Consider the following 19,025-nt stretch of genomic DNA (forward strand, 5'->3'; position numbering starts at 1 on the left):
CGGTTCCCGACTGCGGCCTGACGAGAATTAGCCATTGACCAGCGTGCCACTTCAGTTCGATCAAAGAGCCGGCGCGCTCACAGCCAGACGCAACGGCCGCGCCATTCAATTCAACGTCGACTTCGGAAAGCCTGTCATGTCCGTCATATCAGCCCCTCAGACACAAGCTCACACCGCCGATCTTGCCACTGAGGTCGACAGGCTCCTCACCGACCTCGGCGTGAGCCGCGTGAGCTTCACGGAAGGCACGCTCGCCGTGCAGACGCCGATCACCGGCAGGATCGTCGGGAAGGTCAGGGAAGTCAGCGCCGCCGATGCCGCCGCGCTGATTGCGAAGGCGCATGCGGCTTTCCAGGTCTGGCGGCTCGTGCCGGCACCGAAGCGCGGCGAGCTGGTCCGGCTGTTCGGCGAAGAGTTGCGTGCCAATAAGCAGGCGTTGGGCCGACTGGTGTCGATCGAGGTCGGCAAGATCGTGTCCGAGGGCCTCGGCGAGGTCCAGGAGATGATCGACATCTGCGACTTCGCCGTCGGGCTGTCCCGCCAGCTCTATGGCCTGACCATCGCCACCGAGCGCGGCGAGCACCGGATGATGGAGAGCTGGCATCCGCTTGGCGTGACCGGCATCATCTCCGCCTTCAATTTCCCGGTCGCGGTCTGGGCATGGAACGCGGCGCTGGCACTCGTCTGCGGCAACAGCATCGTGTGGAAGCCGTCCGAGAAAACCCCGCTGACGGCGCTGGCGACGCAGGCGCTGTTCGACCGCGCGCTGACGCGGTTTGCGACGGAAGGCGGAAGCGCGCCTGCAGGACTTGCGGCGCTGCTGATTGGCGGCCGCGACCTCGGCGAGCTGCTTGTCGATCATGCGAAGGTCCCGCTGGTGTCGGCTACGGGCTCGACCGCGATGGGCCGCGCCGTGGGACCGCGGCTCGCCAAGCGCTTCGCGCGCGCAATCCTCGAGCTCGGCGGCAACAATGCGGCGATCGTCGCGCCGACGGCCGACCTCGACCTGACGCTGCGCGGCATTGCCTTTGCTGCGATGGGAACTGCCGGCCAGCGGTGCACGACGCTTCGGCGTCTCTTTGTCCATGAGAGCGTGTATGACAGCTTCGTTCCGCGGCTGAAGCGGGCCTACGCATCTGTTTCCGTCGGCAGTCCCCTGGAAGCCGGCACGCTGGTTGGTCCGTTGATCGACGGCACGGCCTATCGTGCGATGCAGGGCGCGCTCGAGGCCGCGAAGGCTGCGGGGGCCGCCATTCACGGCGGCGAGCGAGTTGCCGTCGAGGGAGCCACGGATGCGCATTACGTTCGTCCCGCGCTGGTCGAGATTGCTGCGCAGACGGGGCCAGTCGAGCAGGAGACCTTCGCGCCGATCCTCTACGTGATGAAATACAGCGATCTGAATTCCGTGCTCGAACTGCACAATGCCGTTCCGCAAGGGCTCTCCTCGTCGATCTTCACCAACGACCTGCGCGAAGCCGAGACGTTCCTGTCGGCGCGCGGCTCCGATTGCGGGATCGCCAACGTCAACATCGGTCCGTCCGGAGCGGAGATCGGCGGCGCCTTTGGCGGTGAGAAAGAAACCGGCGGTGGACGCGAGTCCGGGTCCGATGCATGGAAGGCCTATATGCGCCGGGCCACGAACACCATCAATTATGGCCGGACACTCCCGCTGGCCCAGGGCGTCAAGTTCGACGTGGTGTGAGACCTGATGCAGGATGATCCCCGATCGCACGGTCTTTGGGCGCTGACGGCCCCGGCTGCGCCCGAGACCAGGCCGCTCGTGGGCGAGCTGGACGTCGACGTCGTCGTCATCGGCGGAGGATATACCGGCATTTCATCCGCGCTTCATCTCGCCGAGCAAGGCGCGCGCGTCGCCGTGCTCGAAGCCTCGGAAATCGGGTTCGGCGGATCGGGGCGCAATGTCGGTCTCGTCAATGCGGGCATGTGGGTCATGCCTGACATTCTCACCGCGACGCTGGGGCAGACCTTTGGCGAGCGCCTGATCGATCTCCTCGGTCACGGACCGCAGAAGGTGTTCGATCTCATCGAAAAGCACGGCATCGATTGCGAGCCGGAGCGCGCGGGCACGCTGCACTGCGCCGTCGGAAGCAAGGGCCTTTTGGAGATCAAGGCCCGCGCGGAGCAATGGCAGCGGCGCGGTGCGCCCGTCGAGGTGCTCAACGCCGAGGAGACGCGTGCCAAGATCGGCGGCGGCGACTATGCCGGCGCGCTGCTGGACAAGCGCGCCGGCACCATTCAGCCGCTCGCCTATGTCCGCGGCCTGGCGCGTGTCGCGCTCGGTGCGGGCGCGAAGATATTCACCCAAAGTCCCGTTCTCGCTGCGAAGGACGGCTCGCGATGGACGATCGAAACGAAATCAGGATCGGTCCGCGCGGATTGGGTGATCGTGGCCACCGATGCCTACGCGCAGGGACCGTGGTCGCAGGTTCGGCAGGAGCAGGTTCATCTGCCCTACTTCAATTTCGCGACCGAGCCCCTGTCGGATAATCTGAAGGCGTCGATCCTGCCGGGACGGCAGGGCGCCTGGGACACCAAGCAGGTGCTCTCCTCGTTCCGCTTCGACCGCGCGGGCCGGCTGGTGTTTGGCAGCGTCGGTGCGCTCGAGGGCAGGGGTGCCGCCATCCACCGAGCGTGGGCCATTCGTTCGCTGCGAAAATTGTTTCCGCAGCTTGCCGAAATCAGGTTCGAGGCCGGCTGGTTCGGCATGATCGGCATGACCTCGGACAATCTGCCGCGCTTTCACAAGCTCGACCGCAACGTCATTGCCTTCAGCGGCTACAACGGTCGGGGCATCGCGCCGGGCACGGTGTTTGGCGGTGTGCTGGCATCCTATGTGCTTGGCCACGTCACGGAAAAAGATCTTCCGCTGCCGGTCGCATCTTGCGAGGAGCCGCGTTTCCGCCTCGCGCAGGAGGCTCTGTATCGCGCTGGATCCCAGCTCGTTCATCTGACCGAAGCGCGGCTCTAAAGCGCGATGAGATTGGGATGATCGTCATTGCGCTTTAGGTTGTTAGCATGATCTGCGTGCAAACGCGTTCCGCGTTTGTCGCGAGGGAAAACCGCTTCACACTTTTCCAGATCATGCTTTAAGCCGTCGAACCATGAAAGAGGATGCCTTGCTGCGCTACTATACCGCCGCCGAGGTCGAGGCCGGCCTCGACTATGCCAGACTGATCGACGCGCTGGCCGAATCCTTTCGGCGTGGCGGCGAGGCGATGCCGGTTCGGCAGAGCTACGACGTCGGAACCTCCGACGCGCCCGGTCATCTCCTGACCATGCCGGCCTGGGAGCGCGGGAAGGCGCTTGGGGTCAAGCTCGTGACGGTATTCCCTGCGAACACGTCCTGCGGCCTGGGCGCGGTGTCGTCGCTCTACACGCTATTCGACGGCGCGACCGGTCAGCCGCGTGCGCTGATCGATGGCGAGGCACTGACCAATCGGCGGACCGTCGCAGCTTCCGCGCTTGCCTCGCGCTATCTCTCGCGCCCGAACAGCAAGACTCTGCTGGTCATTGGCACGGGTCGCATCGCGGCCTGCCTGCCCGCTGCGCATCGTGCCGCGCGGCCGATCGAGCGCGTGCTCGTTTGGGGCCGCAATCCGCAGCGCGCGCAGGGCTTTGTTGGCGATATCTCTGGCCAAGGGTTCACCACCGAGGCGGTTGCCGACCTGCCGGCGGTGTTGGCCGAGGCGGATATCGTCAGTTGCGCGACGACTTCGGTCGAGCCCATCGTCCTCGGCCGACAGTTGAGGCCAGGCACGCATCTCGATCTCGTCGGCGCATTCACCCGCAACATGCGCGAGAGCGACGACGAGGCCGTCTGCCGCAGCCGCGTCTTCGTCGATACCTATGGCGGCGCGCTCGCGGAAGCCGGCGACCTGCTCCAGCCGATCGCGGCCGGACGTTGGGACGCCGCCAGGATCTGTGGTGATCTGCATGAGCTGACCAGCGGTGCGCGGCCCGGACGTCTGGAGGAGAACGAGATCACCCTGTTCAAGTCAGTCGGCGCGGCTTCCGAGGATCTCGCGGCGGCCTCGCTCCTCGTCGGTGGGTGGGAGTCCAGAATTCGCGCCTGACCGGTTCAGTTCAGCGATCGGCGGTCAATTGCTGGCGATAGCGCTCGGCGTCCCAATTCAGTAAGGCATGCTCGTTCTCCGCCGAGAGATAGCGGACCTCTGCCGTCAGAGGCACACGGCAGGTCACCAGTCCGAGACAGGTCAGCATGGCCTCGGCGCCATCGCTTGCATCCTTGCGAATGATGCAGCCGAGGCCGGGAACGAGGAGGGCAACCGGAGGCGGATGCCGGTCCGCCCGGCCTCGCGACGTCTGGATGCGCAGATCCTCGCCATGGTCCAGCACGGGCAGGCCGGGACCGAGAAAGACGACATGGTCCGGATACAGCGAGCCGCTGGTTGCAATGGCCCGGCTGAAGCGGTCGATCGCGACGCCGTGGCAGAGCGGGTCTTTCGGCGAACGATAGTCCGTGCCGGCGCAGATTGAGCGCAGTGCCTCATCATCGGCGGGTATCGCACTGCGCGGGGTGAGTGCGAGCCGTCTCTCCACCTCATCCACCAGCGCTTCCGCGGCCGCACAGCTTTCGGCGCCGACCACCAGCCCGTGGTTGCCGAGGATCAGGATATCTACTGCATCCTCCGCCAGAACATCATTGACGGCCTTTGCCAGCGGAAGTCCCGGATGATGGTAGTCGAGCCAGCGCCATGCCAATCCGTCGAGGCGCCTGGCAAGCTCCTCGCGTGCGTCGGACCGCACCGCCCAGGCGATCGTGTTGACCGAATGGACGTGCAACACGACCGGATGCGGCATGAGCGCGTGGAGCGAGGTCTCGAGGCGCGCAGCGTCGTGTTCGCGTCGGGGGCAAGAGGCACCTTTTCGTCGCCTTGCATGAGCGCGGCGCGCGCTGCGCCGAGCGACACCGGGACGAAGATGTCCTTGGCTTCCGCATCCGCAAGCCAGGTGCCGGATGCCTTCACCCAGAGCACGTCGCCATCCTTGATCGAGGAGTTGCCGCCGGCGCCCTGCACCAGCAGGATGTTGCGGCCGACGCGGGCCGACATATCGCGGAGTTCATCGAGTTGCGCAGGCGCACGCATCGCGGGGCCTCACCAGGTCAAGTGATTCATCAGCCAGTTCGGTGTCATCTCCTGCGATCCCGCCAGCATGCGGATCGCCGCCGGCAGATCGGGCGCGCCTGCGAGCGCGTCCCGGTGCACGCCGGCACCGAGGAGCAGGGTCAGCATTCCCTTGGCCCGTGCGCCAGCGACATCATGATCGAGAGAATCGCCGATCATCAGGACGCGCTGCGGATCGGGATGGCCGAGTTGCTCCAGCGCCGCCTCGAAGATCGGTGGGTGCGGCTTGCCGACGAATGCCACGGCGCCGCCAAGTTTCTCGTAGAACCGCGCCAGCGCGCCCGGCGCCGGGATCAACCCGCTTGCGCTGAACATGGTCAGATCAGGGTTGGCGCACAGCATCGGCAACTGTCGCGCTGCCGCCGCTGCGAAGCGCGCTCGCCAATGCTCGGGCTCGGCGACGTCGTCATCGAGCCCGGCCAGCAGGATGAAATCGGCTTTCTCGATCTCGGTCGCGATCGAAAGGTCAAGACGGTCGACGACGGAATGATCGCCGCCGCGCGTGATGAGAAAACAGGAGCGGCCGAGATCGGTGAACGGGGCGCGTGAGCGCTGCCGCAAGCCCGCCCAGGTCACTTCGCCCGAGGTCAGGATGCCGTCATAGGCCGTCGGCGGCAGGCCGAGCCTTGCAAGCCGCTCTTCGTTGCTGTGTGCACGCTTGCCGGAGTTCGACAGCACCAGAACGCGCTTTCCTGCCGCCTTGAGTCTTGCCACGCAGTTCCGCGCGGCCGGAAAGACGGTGCCGCCTTCATGAAGCGTGCCCCATTGGTCGAGCAGCACGTGATCGAACCGGTCGGCGATCGCGCTCAACGCATCGATTTCGATGGTGCCGGCTCTCATGACGGGCTGCCTTGCAAGGCCAGCAGCGCAGCGCCATAGCTTGCCTCGGTTTGCTCGGCCGTCGTGACGGCAACACCGAGCGCGCGGCGCCTGATCTCGGTCCATGCCGGGTTCTTCGCACCGCCGCCAATGCTGACGACGCGGCGCAGTCGCGGTGCTCCGAGCGCAGCGAGACGCTGATAGGCGAGGGCTTCGACCGAGGCGATGCCTTCGAGCAGCGCCTGGAAGAAGCGATGATCTTCCGCCGGGCGCGGCGTGATCCGTGCGGCCAGTGACGGATCGGCGATCGGGAAGCGCTCGCCGGGTTTTGGCAGCGGATAGTAGTCGAGCCCGGTTGGCTTCTCCGGCCGCAGTTGCGGTGTCAGCCGTTCCATCTCTGCGGCCGAAAAGTGTGCGAGCAGCGCCCCGCCGCCCGAATTGGAGGCGCCACCGGCGAGCCAGCGCTCGCCGAGCCGGTGCGAATAGACGCCCTGATCGGCGGCGAAGATCGGCTGCGTCGCGAGCAGCTTGACGACCAGCGTCGTTCCGAGCGAGGTCACGGCATCGCCGGGGCTATCTGCGCGCGTCGCAATGAAAGCGGCGACGCCATCGGTGGTGCCGGCCGCGATGCGCGCCGTTTTCGACACGCCGAGCTCCGAGGCAATCGCCGGATCGATCTCGGCAAACGGTGTCCCCGGCACCAACACGCGCGGCAAAAGGCTGTGGGGCACGCCAAGCTGATCGAGCCAGGCCGGCCAGCTGCGCGTGACGGGATCGTAGCCGAGTTTAAGGACGTTGTTCTCGTCACTGACGCCGTGGTTTCCGGCCAACCGTCCGGCGATCCAATCGGCCTGATGCACGGCAAAGCGCGCGTCTCTCGCTTCGCTGTGGCCCAGCAAGTGAAGCAGTTTCGCCAATGCGCTGCTGGCGCCGTGAGCGCCGCTTTCCTCCGGGGCGACCGTTGCAATGTGCAGGGCTTCCTTTGTCGCGCGGGCATCGTTGTACATCAGCCCCGGCGTGCAAGGACGGCCGGCCGCGTCGACTAGGAGCAGCGTGCCGGACGTGCCGTCAACGCACACGCGCTCGACGGCTTCGAGATCGATGCTGCGTCCGAGCTTGCTGATCGCAACGACGCTCGCGTGCCACCATAACTCCGGATCCTGATCGATCGCATGACCGTCCTGTCGCGGCGGGGGCAGGGTGGCCGCTTCCATGCACTGGATGTCGCCGCGCGCATCAATGGCGCAGGCGCGCACCCCGCTGGTTCCAACGTCGATGCCGAGGAACATACCCGTCATCGGATCTCACCTCTCTTTGGCACTCTGACGATCGCGGTCCAGATCACAATCACCGCCGCGATTGCACTGCAGCACGTTTGGGGGATTGACGTCCCGGCCGGCCTCTGCAATTTTTTGCAAGATGTGAAGAAATTTGCAAGCGGGCTTTTTCGCCGTGGTGATGCAACCGGACAGGCTGGCGACGACTGACGGCGAAGCGTCGCTCGCGACACGCGCGGCCTGGCTCTATTTCGCCGCCGGACTGACTCAGTCGGAGGTCGCCGACCGCCTCAACATCCAGAGCACCAAGGCGCACCGGCTGATCGCGCGCGCCAGCCGCGAGGGCATGATCCGGGTCTTCGTGGAAGGGCCGGTCGCCGAATGCGTCGCGCTGGAGAACATACTGGTCGAGCGCTACGGGCTCTCCTTCTGCCGCGTCGCGCCTGATCTCGGCGAGGGCGATCTGCCGCTGAAGGCGCTGGCGCTGGAGGGTGCCAGCTTCCTGCGACAGATCCTCGAGCGCGGCGAGCACAAGATCATCGGCGTCGGCCATGGCCGCACGCTCGCCGCGATGGTAGAGCAATTGCCGCAGACGCCGGCCCGCGGGGTGCAATTCGTGTCGCTGCTTGGCGGACTGACGCGGAAATTCGCCGCCAATCCGTTCGACGTCATCCATCGCCTCGCCGAGCGCACTGGCGCGGAGGCCTATCTTCTGCCGGTTCCCGTTTTTGCCAATTCCGTCGCCGACCGCGCCGTGCTGATGCAGCAGTACGGCATCGCCGACGTGTTCGCTCTCGCCCGCAAGGCCTCGCTGCTGTTCGTCGGCATCGGCCAGATCCACGCCGAGGGCTTTCTGGTCTCGAGCGGCATGATCAGGCCGGACGAGGTCGTGGACCTGAAGCGGGAAGGCGCCTGCGCCGATCTGCTCGGCCATTTCTTCAACGCCGATGGCGAGATGCTCGACATCGACCTCTCGGCGCGCGCCACCTCGATGGAGGCGGCGGATTTGCGGAATCACCGCATCGTCGCCATCGGCGGCGGACTGGCAAAAGTCACGGCGCTGCGCGCAGTTTTACGCAGCGGCCTCCTGCACGGCCTCATCATCGATGAGGTGACAGCGCAGGCACTCGCTACCGACAAGCCGGAGGCAACATCCGGCAAAACCAAGAACAAGAGTCGGAAGGGAACGTAAACGCGCACCATGGGAGGTTGCAATGCACGACCGCGAGAAGAATCTGTTCGATTCCTACGCCGGCAAACGTATCAGCCGGCGTGATCTACTGGATGGGGCCGCCAAGCTCGGCATCGCCGGCGCAGCGGCCAATGCAGGCTTCGCCTCTGCGATGTCGCGGGCAATGGCCGCGGACTTCAACTGGAAGGCCTATAGCGGCAAGTCCGTCAAGCTGCTCTTGAACAAGCATCCCTACGTCGATGCCATGATCGGCGATCTCGAAGCGTTCAAGACGCTGACGGGCATGAACGTCACTTACGACATCTTCCCGGAGGACGTCTATTTCGACAAGGTGACCGCGGCACTGTCCTCGAAGTCGGATCAGTACGACGCCTTCATGACCGGCGCCTACATGACCTGGACCTACGGTCCGGCCGGCTGGATCGAAGATCTCAACACCTACATCAAGGATCCCGCCAAGACCAATCCGGCCTTCGCTTGGGACGATGTGCTGCCCGGCCTGCGCTCATCGACCGCGTGGGACGGCGTTGCGGGCTCTGAACTCGGCTCGGGCAAGGCCAAGCAGTGGTGCATCCCCTGGGGCTACGAGCTCAACAACATCGCCTACAATCGCAACATCTTCGACAAGGTCGGCGTCAAGCCGCCAAAGAACCTCGACGACATGCTCGAGGTGGCCGCGAAGATCACCAAGGATGCGGGCGGGCCTTACGGCGTTGGCGTGCGCGGCTCGCGATCCTGGGCGACCATCCATCCCGGCTTCCTCTCGGCCTATTCGAACTTCGGCCAGAAGGACTTTGTGATGGAAGGCGGCAAGCTGAAGGCCGCCATGAACACCAAGGCTTCGAAGGATTTCCACGAGAAATGGGTCAAGATGATCCAGGGCTCGGGTCCGAAGAACTGGTCGACCTACACCTGGTATCAGGTCGGCACCGACCTCGGCGCCGGCGCATCCGGCATGATCTTCGACGCCGACATTCTCGGCTACTTCATGAACGGCGGCGACAACAAGGAGAAGGGCAATCTCGGCTACGCGCCGTTTGCCGCCAATCCGGCCGCAAAGGCGCCGACGCCGAACGTCTGGATCTGGTCGCTCGCAATGTCGAGCTTCTCCAAGCAGAAAGATGCGGCCTGGGTGTTCATGCAATGGGCAGCTTCCGTCGAGCACGATCTGTTCGGCGCTCGCAAGATGGACTTCGTCAACCCGGTGCGCGCCTCGGTCTGGAAGGACTCAGAGTTCCGCGACCGCATCGCGAAATCCTATCCCGGCTATCTGGAGCAGCATGACGTCTCGGCCCCGGGCGCCAAGATCTACTTCACGGCGCAGCCGCTGTTCTTCGACCTGACCACCGAATGGGCGGCCTCGCTCCAGAAGATGGTCGCCAAGGAGATCAGCGTCGACGAAGGCCTCGACAAGCTCGCCGACAGCATCAACCGTCAGCTGAAGCAGGCAGGTCTAGGTTAGGCCAGCTCGGTTGACACCTTTCGTGGTGCCTCAATTCCTCCGTGCCACGACAACCCGCCGGTTCGGAGCGCTACCCGATCCGGGCCGGCGGTGTTGCAGTGAGTATGTGATCCCGTATCATCATGAGCATGGTTCAACTCCTTCAGACCTCTGCGCTTCCGCGCCGCACCATGAAGCTGCGCGGGCGCATGTTGCCTTACCTGCTGAGCCTGCCGGCTCTGCTCGTCTGCATCGCCATCCTCGTGCCGTTCGTGACGGCCGCGGTCTATTCGCTTCAGCGCTACCGGCTGAACCTGCCGTACTTGCGGGGCTTCATCGGGGTCGACAACTACATCGACTTCCTCTCCGATCCCGCGTTCTGGAATACGCTGCGCATCTCGCTCGTCTATACCGCCTTGACGGTGGTGCTCGAGCTTCTGCTCGGCCTTGGCATCGCGCTGCTCCTGCGGCGGCCGACGCGCTTCCATAACGCGGTGTCGATTGTGCTTCTGTTGCCGCTGATGACCGCGCCCGCAATCGCCGCGCTGATGTGGAAGCTGATGACCAATCCGAGCTTCGGCATCCTGTCCTATCTGGTCAGCCTGCTCGGCGTGCACGACTTCAAATGGGCGTCGGACCCGTCGAGCGCGCTGTTCACGGTCGTGCTGGTCGATGTCTGGGTCTACACGCCCTTCATCATGATCCTGCTGCTCGCCGGCCTGCGCTCGCTGCCGCGCCAGCCGTTCGAGGCCGCGGCGCTCGACGGCGTCCCGGCAAGCTTCGTGTTCTTCCGCATCACGCTGCCGATGCTCGCGCCCTACATCATCACGGCCTCGCTGTTCCGCCTGCTCGATTCCATCCAGCAGTTCGACATCATCTATGCGATGACGCAAGGCGGGCCCGGCGACCGGCTGATGGTGTTCCAGGTCCAGGCCTATCTCGAATTCTTCCAGTACACCAATGTCGGCCGCTCGGCGGCGCTGCTGATGATCCTGTGGCTGATTACCAACATCCTGTCGAATATCTTCATCAAGAACTGGCTGCGGCTGCGCGCACGCGCCCACGGTCACGCGTAAGGCTGAGGAGGCGGCGATGGATCATTCCAGTCTCGCGGGTCGCATCTTCCGGGGCGTGGCGCTGGCGCTTGTGCTGATCTTCTTCATGTTCCCGATCGTCTGGATCCTCATGATGTCGTTCCAGACGAATGAGCAGATCCTGCGGATTCCACCGCGCATCCTGTTCGAGCCGACGCTTTCCAACTACCAGGCCTTGATCTCGGGCCAGCTGCGCACCACCGCAGGCAATCTCGAGATCTCCTTCATGCGCAATCTCATGAACAGCTTCGTGCTATCGAGCGCGGCGGTGCTCCTGGCCCTGCTGCTCGGCGTACCCGCGGCCTATGCCTTTGCGCGGTTCAAGTTCAGGCTCGGCGAAAGCATCGCGTTCACGCTGCTGTCATTCCGCTTCGCGCCGCCTCTGCTCGTCCTGCTGCCGCTGTCACTTTACTACCAGCAGCTCGGGCTCAGCGACACGTATTTCGGTATCGTCTGGGTCTATCAGCTCATCGCGCTTCCGCTGATTCTTTGGATCGTGCGTGGCTATTTCGAGGACATCAGCCCGGACATCGAACACGCCTATCGGCTTGCCGGTCATTCCTGGCGCGAGGCCTTTACGCGCATTGCGGTGCCGCTCGCTGGTCCCGGCATCGCGGCCGCGGGTCTGCTGTCCTTCATCTTCTGCTGGAACAATTTCGTCTTCGCGCTGATCCTGGCCTCCGCCGACAAGCAGCCGGTGACCGTGGGCGCGCTGGCCTTCGTCACGGCCTCCGGCATCCAGTACGGGCAGATCGCGGCCGCTATCGTCCTCTCGGTGACGCCGACGCTGCTGCTCGCGCTCTATGCGCAGCGCTATCTGGTCGAGGGGCTCTCGCTCGGCGCGGTGAAAGGCTGACACATGGCGCGTCTCGAACTCAATTCCGTCGGCAAGGCTTTCGGCGCGGTGCGTTGCGCCGACAACCTGTCGCTGGCGGTCGAGCCCGGCGAGATCGTCGCGGTGTTCGGGCCATCGGGCAGCGGCAAGACCGTGCTGCTGCGCATGATCGCGGGCATGTTCGAGCCCGACGAGGGAGATATCCTGGTCGGTGGGCGATCGATCGTCGGCGCGCCGCCGGAGCAGCGCGGCATCGGCATGGCCTTTCAGAACTTTGCGCTGTTCCCGCACATGAGCGCGCAGGACAACATTGCGAGTGGTCTGCGGGCGAAGGCCAAGGGACGAGAGTTGGCTTCGCGGGTCACGTCGATCAGCCGGTTGTTGAAGATCGAGCATGTGCTCGGTCATATGCCCCGCGAATTGTCGAACGGGCAGAAGCAGCGCACGGCGCTGGCGCGTGCGCTGATCGGCAATCCGGAGGTGCTGCTGCTCGACGATCCCTTGCGCAACGTCGACGCCAAGCTACGCTACGAGATGCGGCTGGAGTTGCCGAGCCTGTTGCGCCGCAGCTCTGCCGCGGTGCTCTACGTCACCCAGGACTATCGTGAAGCCATGGCGATTGCGGACCGCATCGCGGTGTTGATCTCGGGGCGTCTCGTCCAGGTCGCGCGCCCCGAAGAGATTTACGCCCGGCCGGCGTCCGTGGCGGTGGCGCGCCTGTTCGGTGATCCCAGCATCAATCTTGCCGAAGTCACACCCCACACTGAACAGGCGGGCCTGACGGCCGAAATTGCCGGGACAAGAGTCAGGCTCGATCCCGTGGATCAGCAGGCAGCCGACCTCGGTCAGTGCTGGCTCGGCGTTCGCCCCGATGATCTCGTCATCACCCGGTCAGCCAGTGAAGACGCGGTTCCCGCGCGCATCGTCGCGGTCACACCGATGCACGAAAGGGCCGTGCTGCTGCTGCGCTTTGCCGACGGCTCGGAGTGGCTCGCGGCACTGCCGCCGGATTCGCCGATGGCGAGTGCCGACGACGGCGTCTTCGTCCGTTTCGCGCCAGAGGCGACGCTGTTGTTCGATCGTGCGACCGGGCTCCGGGTTGGTCTGCCGCACCGGCGTCAGGCGGCGTGAGGAGAGCGGACCCATGGCCATGCTCGAAATCAGGAATGTCGACAAGGTCTACAGCAGCCGCGGCAAGCCGCCGGTTCACGCCGTACGCGCGCTCGACATGGAAGTGAAGAAGGGCGAGATCGTTGCGCTGCTGGGATCGTCCGGCTGTGGCAAGACCTCGACTTTGCGGATGATCGCAGGCTTCGAGAGCGTGACCTCGGGCGCGATCGCGCTGTCGCAGCGGCGGATCGACGAGCTGCCGCCGGCGAAGCGCAAAGTGGCAATGGCCTTCGAAGGCTATTCGCTCTATCCGCCGCTGACGGTGCGCGAGAACATTGCCTTTGCGCTCAAGGCCCAGCAGCTCTCGCGCAGCGAAATATCGCGCCGGGTCGAAGCGGTCGCGCGACTGGTCGAGATCGAGGATATCCTGGACAGCTTTCCGCGTGCCATCTCGGGCGGGCAGCAGCAGCGTGTGTCGCTGGCGCGTGCCTTGGTGCGGGACGCCGACCTCTACCTGCTCGACGAGCCCATGGGGCAGCTCGAGCCGCAACTCCGCGCTGTGCTGCGCGGGCGGATCAAGGGCTTGCTGGCCGAGCGAGGCATGACGGCGATCTTCGTCACCCACGACCAGACCGAGGCGAGCGCGCTCGCCGATCGCATCGCGGTGATGGAGGACGGCGTCCTTCAGCAATTCGCCAGCGAAAAGGAACTGAAGAACCGCCCGGCCAACCTGTTCGTTGCCAGCTTCATCGGTGAGCCGCCGATGAATCTGCTGGAGACGGGGGTTGCACCCGCCGATGGCGGCTTCCGCCTGTCGGTAGGCTCCGATATCGCGTTCCAGATTCCGGGTGATGCGCTCGATCAGGGCGCGAAACGCGCGCTTGAACAGGGCAAGCACGTCCGGGTTGGTATCCGACCGCAGAAAGTTGCGGTCGGGACAGGCGATGTCCGCGCGCGCGTCGTATCGAATCAGTGGCTCGGCGACCAATCGCATGTCGCGGGCGAGTGCGCCGGCCATCTCCTGATCGCGGTGACACCGAACCGGATCGCGGCGCGGCCTGGCGACGTCATTCCGTTTGCGCTGGAGCCGCGTCACCTCCACATCTTCGGCGCTGACGGCACCTGCATTCGCCATGCGGAGGGGAGCTGACGATGCAGACCTCGCCGCAGCGCGACGTGATCATCGGCATCGATGCCGGCACGTCTCTGATCAAGACCGTGGCGTTCACGCGTAACGGGCGGCAGCTCGGCGATTTCTCTCTGCCCAATACATACACGACCTCACCCGGAGGCCGCGTCGAGCAGGACATGTCGCGGACCTGGACCGACACGGTCGCCGCATTGCGCGGCCTGGTGGCGGCGGTGCCGGATATTTCCCAGCGTCTCGCGGCCATTGCGGTCACAGGGCAGGGCGATGGCACCTGGCTGATCGATGATGATGGCCGCCCGGTTGCGCCGGCGCTGCTATGGCTGGATTCCCGCGCCGCCGGCCTTGTCGAGGGAATCCGCTCCAGCGAGCGCAATGTCGCGCTCTATCGGCGCACCGGCTCCGGGCTCAACGCCTGCCAGCAGGGGCCGCAACTCGCCTGGCTGCAAGCGCATGCGCCCGAGACGTTGTCCCGGGCCAGGACTGCCTTCCACTGCAAGGATTGGCTCTATTTCCTGCTCACCGGCCAGCGTGCGACCGATCCGTCGGAATCGACCTTCACGTGTGGCGATTTCCGCAAGCGCCGCTTTGATGCGGAGACAGCGCGGCTGATCGGCATCGCCGATAGTGCGGCCCTGTTTCCCGAGGTCATCGACGGGGTCACGACGACACATCCGCTGAGTGCGGCTGCCGCGATTGAGACCGGACTGCCCGGGGGCGTGCCGGTCTCGCTCGGCTATGTCGACGTCGTCTGCAACGCGCTGGGCGCGGGCCTCTACGATCCTTCACCCGATGTCGGCTGCACCATCATCGGGTCCACCGGCATGCACATGCGCCTTGCCACCAGCGCCGACGCGGTCACGCTGAACGCGGAGGCGACCGGCTACACCATGCCGTTCCCGGTCGCTGGTCACTATACGCAGATGCAGTCCAACATGGCGGCAACGCTGAACATCGACTGGCTGCTTGATCTCGCGCGCGATCTGCTCGCCGCCGAGGGCGTCGTGCGTTCGCGTGCCGATCTGATCCGTCGTCTGGACGAGAAGGTGTTGACGGCGAAGGCCGGCGAGCTCTTGTTTCATCCCTTCATCTCCGATGCCGGCGAGCGCGGGCCCTTCGTTGCCCATGAGGCTTGCGCCCAACTCATCGGTCTGCGGTCGCGTCACGGCTATTGGGACCTGATGCGCGCCGTGATGGAGGGGCTCGCCTTCGCCGCCCGCGATTGCTATGCCGCGATGGGCGCGTTGCCGGGCGAGGTGCGGATCACCGGCGGCGCAGCGCGCAGCCGCGCGCTCGGGACTATCCTCGGGGCCGTGCTTGAATGCGATGTGCGCGTCTGTGGCCGCGGCGAAGCCGGTGCGGCTGGCGCTGCGATGATTGCGGCCGTCGCAACCGGCCTTTATTCCGATATGACCAGTTGTGCCGAGGATTGGGTGAGACCGCATTTGAACGAACGACAAACGCCAGATGCCGCATTGGCCGCGCGCTATGCGAAAATGTTTCCGGCCTACCTGGAGGCGAGGCTGGCGTCGCGACCGGTCTGGAAGCAACTTGCCGCGCTGCGTGCTGGAGCCGGTCATGTCTAGCTCCATCGCCATCGTCGGTGACCGCTTCATGCTGCCGTCGGTGTTCGCCGAGAAGATCAACGCGGCCTGCGGGAGCGGCGTTGATATTCGCCTTCTGGAGCAGCCCTGGCCGGACGAGCCGATGGAGCATGGCTATGCCGGCTCGAAGCTCGATGGGCTGAAGGAGTTCATGGGCGATCCGGACGAGGTCGCCGAGTTCATCGGCGACGCAGCGTTGCTCGTGACCCACCTCGCACCGATCTCGCGATCGATGCTGGAGCGCTTGCCGAATCTCAAGTTCATTGCGGTCTCGCGTGGCGGTCCCGTCAATATCGACATGCAGGCTACGCGCGATCACGGGGTGGTCGTGGTCAATACACCCGGTCGCAATGCCAGCGCGGTGGCCGAGTTCACCATCGGAGCCATTCTTGCCGAGACGCGCCTGATCCGCAGCGGACACGAATCCTTGCGCGGCGGCGAATGGCGAGGCGATCTCTATCGCGCCGACCGCACTGGTCGCGAGCTCGGCGAGATGACGGTGGGCATCGTCGGTTACGGCGCGATCGGCACCCGCGTGGTGAAGCTGCTCAAGGCGTTCGGCTGCAAGATCCTGGTCGCCGACCCCTACGTCCAGCTCAGCGCGCAGGACCGCAATGACGGCGTCGAGCATGTCGGCCTGGCCGACCTGCTGGCGCGCGCCGACGTCATCAGCCTGCATGCGCGGGTCACCGGCGAGACGACGGGCTTCATCGATCGCGCGGCGCTCGGGCGGGTCAAGCCCGGCGCATTCCTGATCAATACGGCGCGCGGCCCGCTGGTTGACTACCAGGCGCTCTTCGAGGTGTTGTCCTCGGGGCGCCTTGGTGGCGCCATGCTCGACACGTTTGCGGTCGAGCCGGTGCCGCCGGACTGGCGGCTCCTGCAACTGCCGAACGTCACGCTGACACCGCACATCGCCGGCGCCTCCTTGCGCACCGTCACCATTGCCGCCAATCAGGCCGCGGAGGAGGTGCGCCGCTATCTCGCCGGCGAGCCGCCGCTCAACCCTTGCTGAAGACGAAAGGTGTTTTGACATGACCCGTGAGGAGCGACAGTTACGCGAAGCGATCATCGCCAAATGCCGGTGGATGAACGCCTCGGGACTGAACCAGGGGACGTCAGGCAACATCTCCGCCCGCTACAAGGACCGGATGCTAATTACGCCGTCTGCGACGCCCTATGACGCGATGAAGCCCGAGATGATCGCATCGATGCCGATCGAGGGCGAGCACGGTGCCTGGGAAGGACCGCTCCAGCCGTCCACCGAATGGCGCTTTCATCTCGATATCATGCGTGGGCGGCCGGATGTCGGCGGTGTCGTCCACACCCATTCGACCTACGCGACGGTCCTCGCGATCGCGCGCAAATCGATTCCCGCCTGCCACTACATGATGGCGGCGTTCGGCGGCAACGACATCCGCTGCGCAGGCTATGCACGGTACGGTACTGCCGAGCTATCCGAACTCGCCCTGCAAGCGCTCGACGGCCGCAACGGCTGCCTGCTCGCCAATCACGGCATGATCGCGGTGGGTGCCAATCTCGACAAGGCGATGTGGCTCGCCGTCGAGCTCGAGACTATCGCTCGGCAATATTATCTCTCGCTCGCGCTCGGGGCGCCGCATATTCTCAGCGAAGCGGAGATCGCCGACACGGTGAAGGGATTCTCGACTTACGGCTTGCAGGCGCCCAAGCCCGAGCTCAAGGCCAAGTCCAGCGCCAAGTCCAGCGCCAAGTCGGGTCCAAAACCTGGCAAGGCGCGCGCTGCCAAGGCGGCGGCACGGCAACGGGTCGAGAAGAAGCGCAGCGGAAAGCGATGACGGGCGCTGCGCCTGAGGCGGGCAGGGATCACGGGCTTGTCGACATCGCCATCATCGGCGGTGGCATCAATGGCGCCGGTATTGCCCGAGACGCGGCGGGGCGCGGGCTGAAGGTCCTGTTGTGCGAGAAGGACGATTTCGCCGAAGGCACCTCGTCCCGCTCCGGCAAGCTCGTCCATGGCGGGCTGCGTTATCTCGAATATTACGAGTTTCGCCTGGTCCGCGAAGCCCTGATAGAGCGTGAGGTGCTGCTCGCATCGGCGCCGCACATCATCTGGCCGATGCGCTTCGTGCTGCCACACTCGCCGGAGCAACGGCCGGCCTGGCTGGTTCGTACCGGTCTGTTCCTCTACGATCATCTCGGCGGCCGCAAGCAATTGCCGCCGAGCCGCGGGCTCGATCTCGCGCATGCGCCGGAGGGGGCGCCGTTGCACGCCGAATTCCGTCGCGGCTTTGAATATTCGGATTGCTGGGTCGACGATGCCCGGCTCGTGATCCTCAATCTGATCGATGCTGCAGACAATGGCGCAAAAATCCTGCCGCGCACCCGCGCGGTGAGCGCGCGCCGGGAAGGGGACACTTGGCGCCTGGAGATGCAGAGCGAGGACGGTAGCACGCAGATCGCCCGCGCGCGTGCGCTCGTCAATGCGGCAGGTCCCTGGGTGCAGGACGTCGTACAGGGCGTTGCCGGCCTGAACTCCTCGCACAATGTCCGGTTGGTCAAGGGAAGCCACGTGGTGGTGCCGAAATTCTGGAGCGGGCCGCAGGCCTATCTGCTCCAGAATGAGGATCGCCGCGTGATCTTCGTCAATCCCTATGAGGACGATCTCGCGTTGATCGGGACAACGGACATTCCCTACGACGGCCGCGCCGAGGACGTCGCGATCGACGAGGGCGAGATCGACTATCTGCTCAAGGTCTTGAGCCGCTACTTCCGGGCTCCGCCGCGTGCAAGCGAAGTGGTCCATGCCTTCTCCGGCGTACGGCCGCTCTACGACGACAACGCAGACAATCCGTCCGCAGTGACGCGCGACTATGTCTTCGAGATTCACGGCACGCCCGATGCGTCGCCACTGCTGTCGATCTTCGGCGGCAAGATCACGACCTATCGCAGACTCGCCGAGCATGCGCTCGAGCGTCTGGCGGGCTGGTTTCCGAAGATGCAGCCGGCTTGGACGGCAGGCGCGCCGCTGCCCGGCGGCGACATCGGCGGTCCTTTCGACGATTTCGTCGTCGGTCTCGCGCGCGATTATCCCGATCTTCCGCGCAAGCTGATTCATCACTATGCGCGCCTTTATGGGACGCGCGCCCGTGAGCTTTTGGGCCCGGCCCGCATCTCAGCCGATCTCGGACGTCATTTCGGCGGCGATTTCTATGAATGCGAGGCATTGTATTTGCGCGAGAATGAGTGGGCTAGAAGCCCTGCCGACTTCCTGGATCGCCGGACCAAGCACGGGCTGCATCTGACGCCGGCCCAGCGTGTCGCGTTTGAGGGCTACATCTAAGCTTGCCCCCGAGTAT

Annotated in this window: 15 protein-coding genes and 1 pseudogene; 13 read left to right on the forward strand and 3 right to left on the reverse strand. The window is 65.1% G+C overall.

Annotated elements, in window-relative coordinates:
• Positions 1 to 136: 136 nt before the first annotated feature.
• From amaB to lhpI, 3 genes are all read left to right on the forward strand, one after another.
• On the forward strand, positions 137 to 1,702 hold the full coding sequence (gene amaB / locus SO140_RS02175) for an L-piperidine-6-carboxylate dehydrogenase (protein ID WP_498542252.1): 1,566 nt from the start codon (positions 137 to 139) through the stop codon (positions 1,700 to 1,702).
• A 6-nt stretch (positions 1,703 to 1,708) separates the two neighbouring features.
• Positions 1,709 to 2,989, forward strand: coding sequence for an NAD(P)/FAD-dependent oxidoreductase (locus SO140_RS02180; protein ID WP_498542253.1), 1,281 nt, complete (start codon positions 1,709 to 1,711; stop codon positions 2,987 to 2,989).
• Between the two features lie 133 nt (positions 2,990 to 3,122).
• A complete protein-coding gene (gene lhpI / locus SO140_RS02185) occupies positions 3,123 to 4,094 on the forward strand; it encodes a bifunctional Delta(1)-pyrroline-2-carboxylate/Delta(1)-piperideine-2-carboxylate reductase (protein ID WP_498542254.1) in 972 nt (323 codons plus the stop codon).
• 10 nt (positions 4,095 to 4,104) lie between these two features.
• Here the strand turns inward: lhpI and SO140_RS02190 are convergent.
• The 3 genes and pseudogenes from SO140_RS02190 to SO140_RS02200 form a co-directional block, all read right to left on the reverse strand.
• Positions 4,105 to 5,129, reverse strand: a pseudogene (locus SO140_RS02190) (class II aldolase/adducin family protein).
• Positions 5,130 to 5,138: 9 nt separating this feature from the next.
• Positions 5,139 to 6,008: a TIGR01459 family HAD-type hydrolase gene (locus SO140_RS02195; protein ID WP_449377346.1), complete on the reverse strand. Its 870-nt coding sequence runs from the start codon at positions 6,006 to 6,008 to the stop codon at positions 5,139 to 5,141.
• Entirely contained in the window at positions 6,005 to 7,285 is a 1,281-nt protein-coding gene (locus tag SO140_RS02200) for an FGGY-family carbohydrate kinase (RefSeq protein ID WP_498542255.1), read from the reverse strand. The genes SO140_RS02195 and SO140_RS02200 overlap by 4 nt, the downstream gene beginning before the upstream one ends.
• 160 nt (positions 7,286 to 7,445) lie before the next feature.
• Here SO140_RS02200 and SO140_RS02205 point away from each other — a divergent pair, with 160 nt between their 5' ends.
• From SO140_RS02205 to SO140_RS02250, 10 genes are all read left to right on the forward strand, one after another.
• Positions 7,446 to 8,456 carry a sugar-binding transcriptional regulator gene (locus SO140_RS02205; RefSeq protein ID WP_449377424.1) on the forward strand — a complete coding sequence of 337 codons (1,011 nt, stop codon included), beginning with the start codon at positions 7,446 to 7,448 and terminating at the stop codon, positions 8,454 to 8,456.
• Between the two features lie 22 nt (positions 8,457 to 8,478).
• Positions 8,479 to 9,918, forward strand: coding sequence for an extracellular solute-binding protein (locus SO140_RS02210; RefSeq protein WP_449377344.1), 1,440 nt, complete (start codon positions 8,479 to 8,481; stop codon positions 9,916 to 9,918).
• 128 nt (positions 9,919 to 10,046) lie between these two features.
• Positions 10,047 to 10,973, forward strand: a complete 927-nt coding sequence (locus SO140_RS02215) for a carbohydrate ABC transporter permease (protein WP_449377423.1) — start codon at positions 10,047 to 10,049, stop codon at positions 10,971 to 10,973.
• A gap of 16 nt (positions 10,974 to 10,989) precedes the next feature.
• On the forward strand, positions 10,990 to 11,847 hold the full coding sequence (locus SO140_RS02220; protein WP_449377343.1) for a carbohydrate ABC transporter permease: 858 nt from the start codon (positions 10,990 to 10,992) through the stop codon (positions 11,845 to 11,847).
• Positions 11,848 to 11,850: 3 nt separating this feature from the next.
• Positions 11,851 to 12,957, forward strand: coding sequence for an ABC transporter ATP-binding protein (locus SO140_RS02225; protein ID WP_449377342.1), 1,107 nt, complete (start codon positions 11,851 to 11,853; stop codon positions 12,955 to 12,957).
• Positions 12,958 to 12,976: 19 nt separating this feature from the next.
• The gene (locus tag SO140_RS02230; protein ID WP_498542293.1) at positions 12,977 to 14,086 is read left to right on the forward strand and encodes an ABC transporter ATP-binding protein; all 1,110 of its coding nucleotides are present in this window, start codon (positions 12,977 to 12,979) and stop codon (positions 14,084 to 14,086) included.
• Between the two features lie 2 nt (positions 14,087 to 14,088).
• The gene (locus tag SO140_RS02235) at positions 14,089 to 15,669 is read left to right on the forward strand and encodes an FGGY family carbohydrate kinase (protein WP_449377341.1); all 1,581 of its coding nucleotides are present in this window, start codon (positions 14,089 to 14,091) and stop codon (positions 15,667 to 15,669) included.
• Positions 15,662 to 16,702, forward strand: coding sequence for a 2-hydroxyacid dehydrogenase (locus tag SO140_RS02240; protein ID WP_449377340.1), 1,041 nt, complete (start codon positions 15,662 to 15,664; stop codon positions 16,700 to 16,702). Before SO140_RS02235 ends, SO140_RS02240 begins: the two co-directional genes overlap by 8 nt.
• Positions 16,703 to 16,721: 19 nt before the next feature.
• Positions 16,722 to 17,504, forward strand: coding sequence for a class II aldolase/adducin family protein (locus SO140_RS02245; protein WP_449377339.1), 783 nt, complete (start codon positions 16,722 to 16,724; stop codon positions 17,502 to 17,504).
• Positions 17,501 to 19,009, forward strand: a complete 1,509-nt coding sequence (locus tag SO140_RS02250) for a glycerol-3-phosphate dehydrogenase (protein ID WP_498542256.1) — start codon at positions 17,501 to 17,503, stop codon at positions 19,007 to 19,009. Before SO140_RS02245 ends, SO140_RS02250 begins: the two co-directional genes overlap by 4 nt.
• The last annotated feature ends 16 nt before the right edge of the window (positions 19,010 to 19,025 follow it).

The organism is Bradyrhizobium sp. UFLA05-108 (assembly GCF_059803455.1).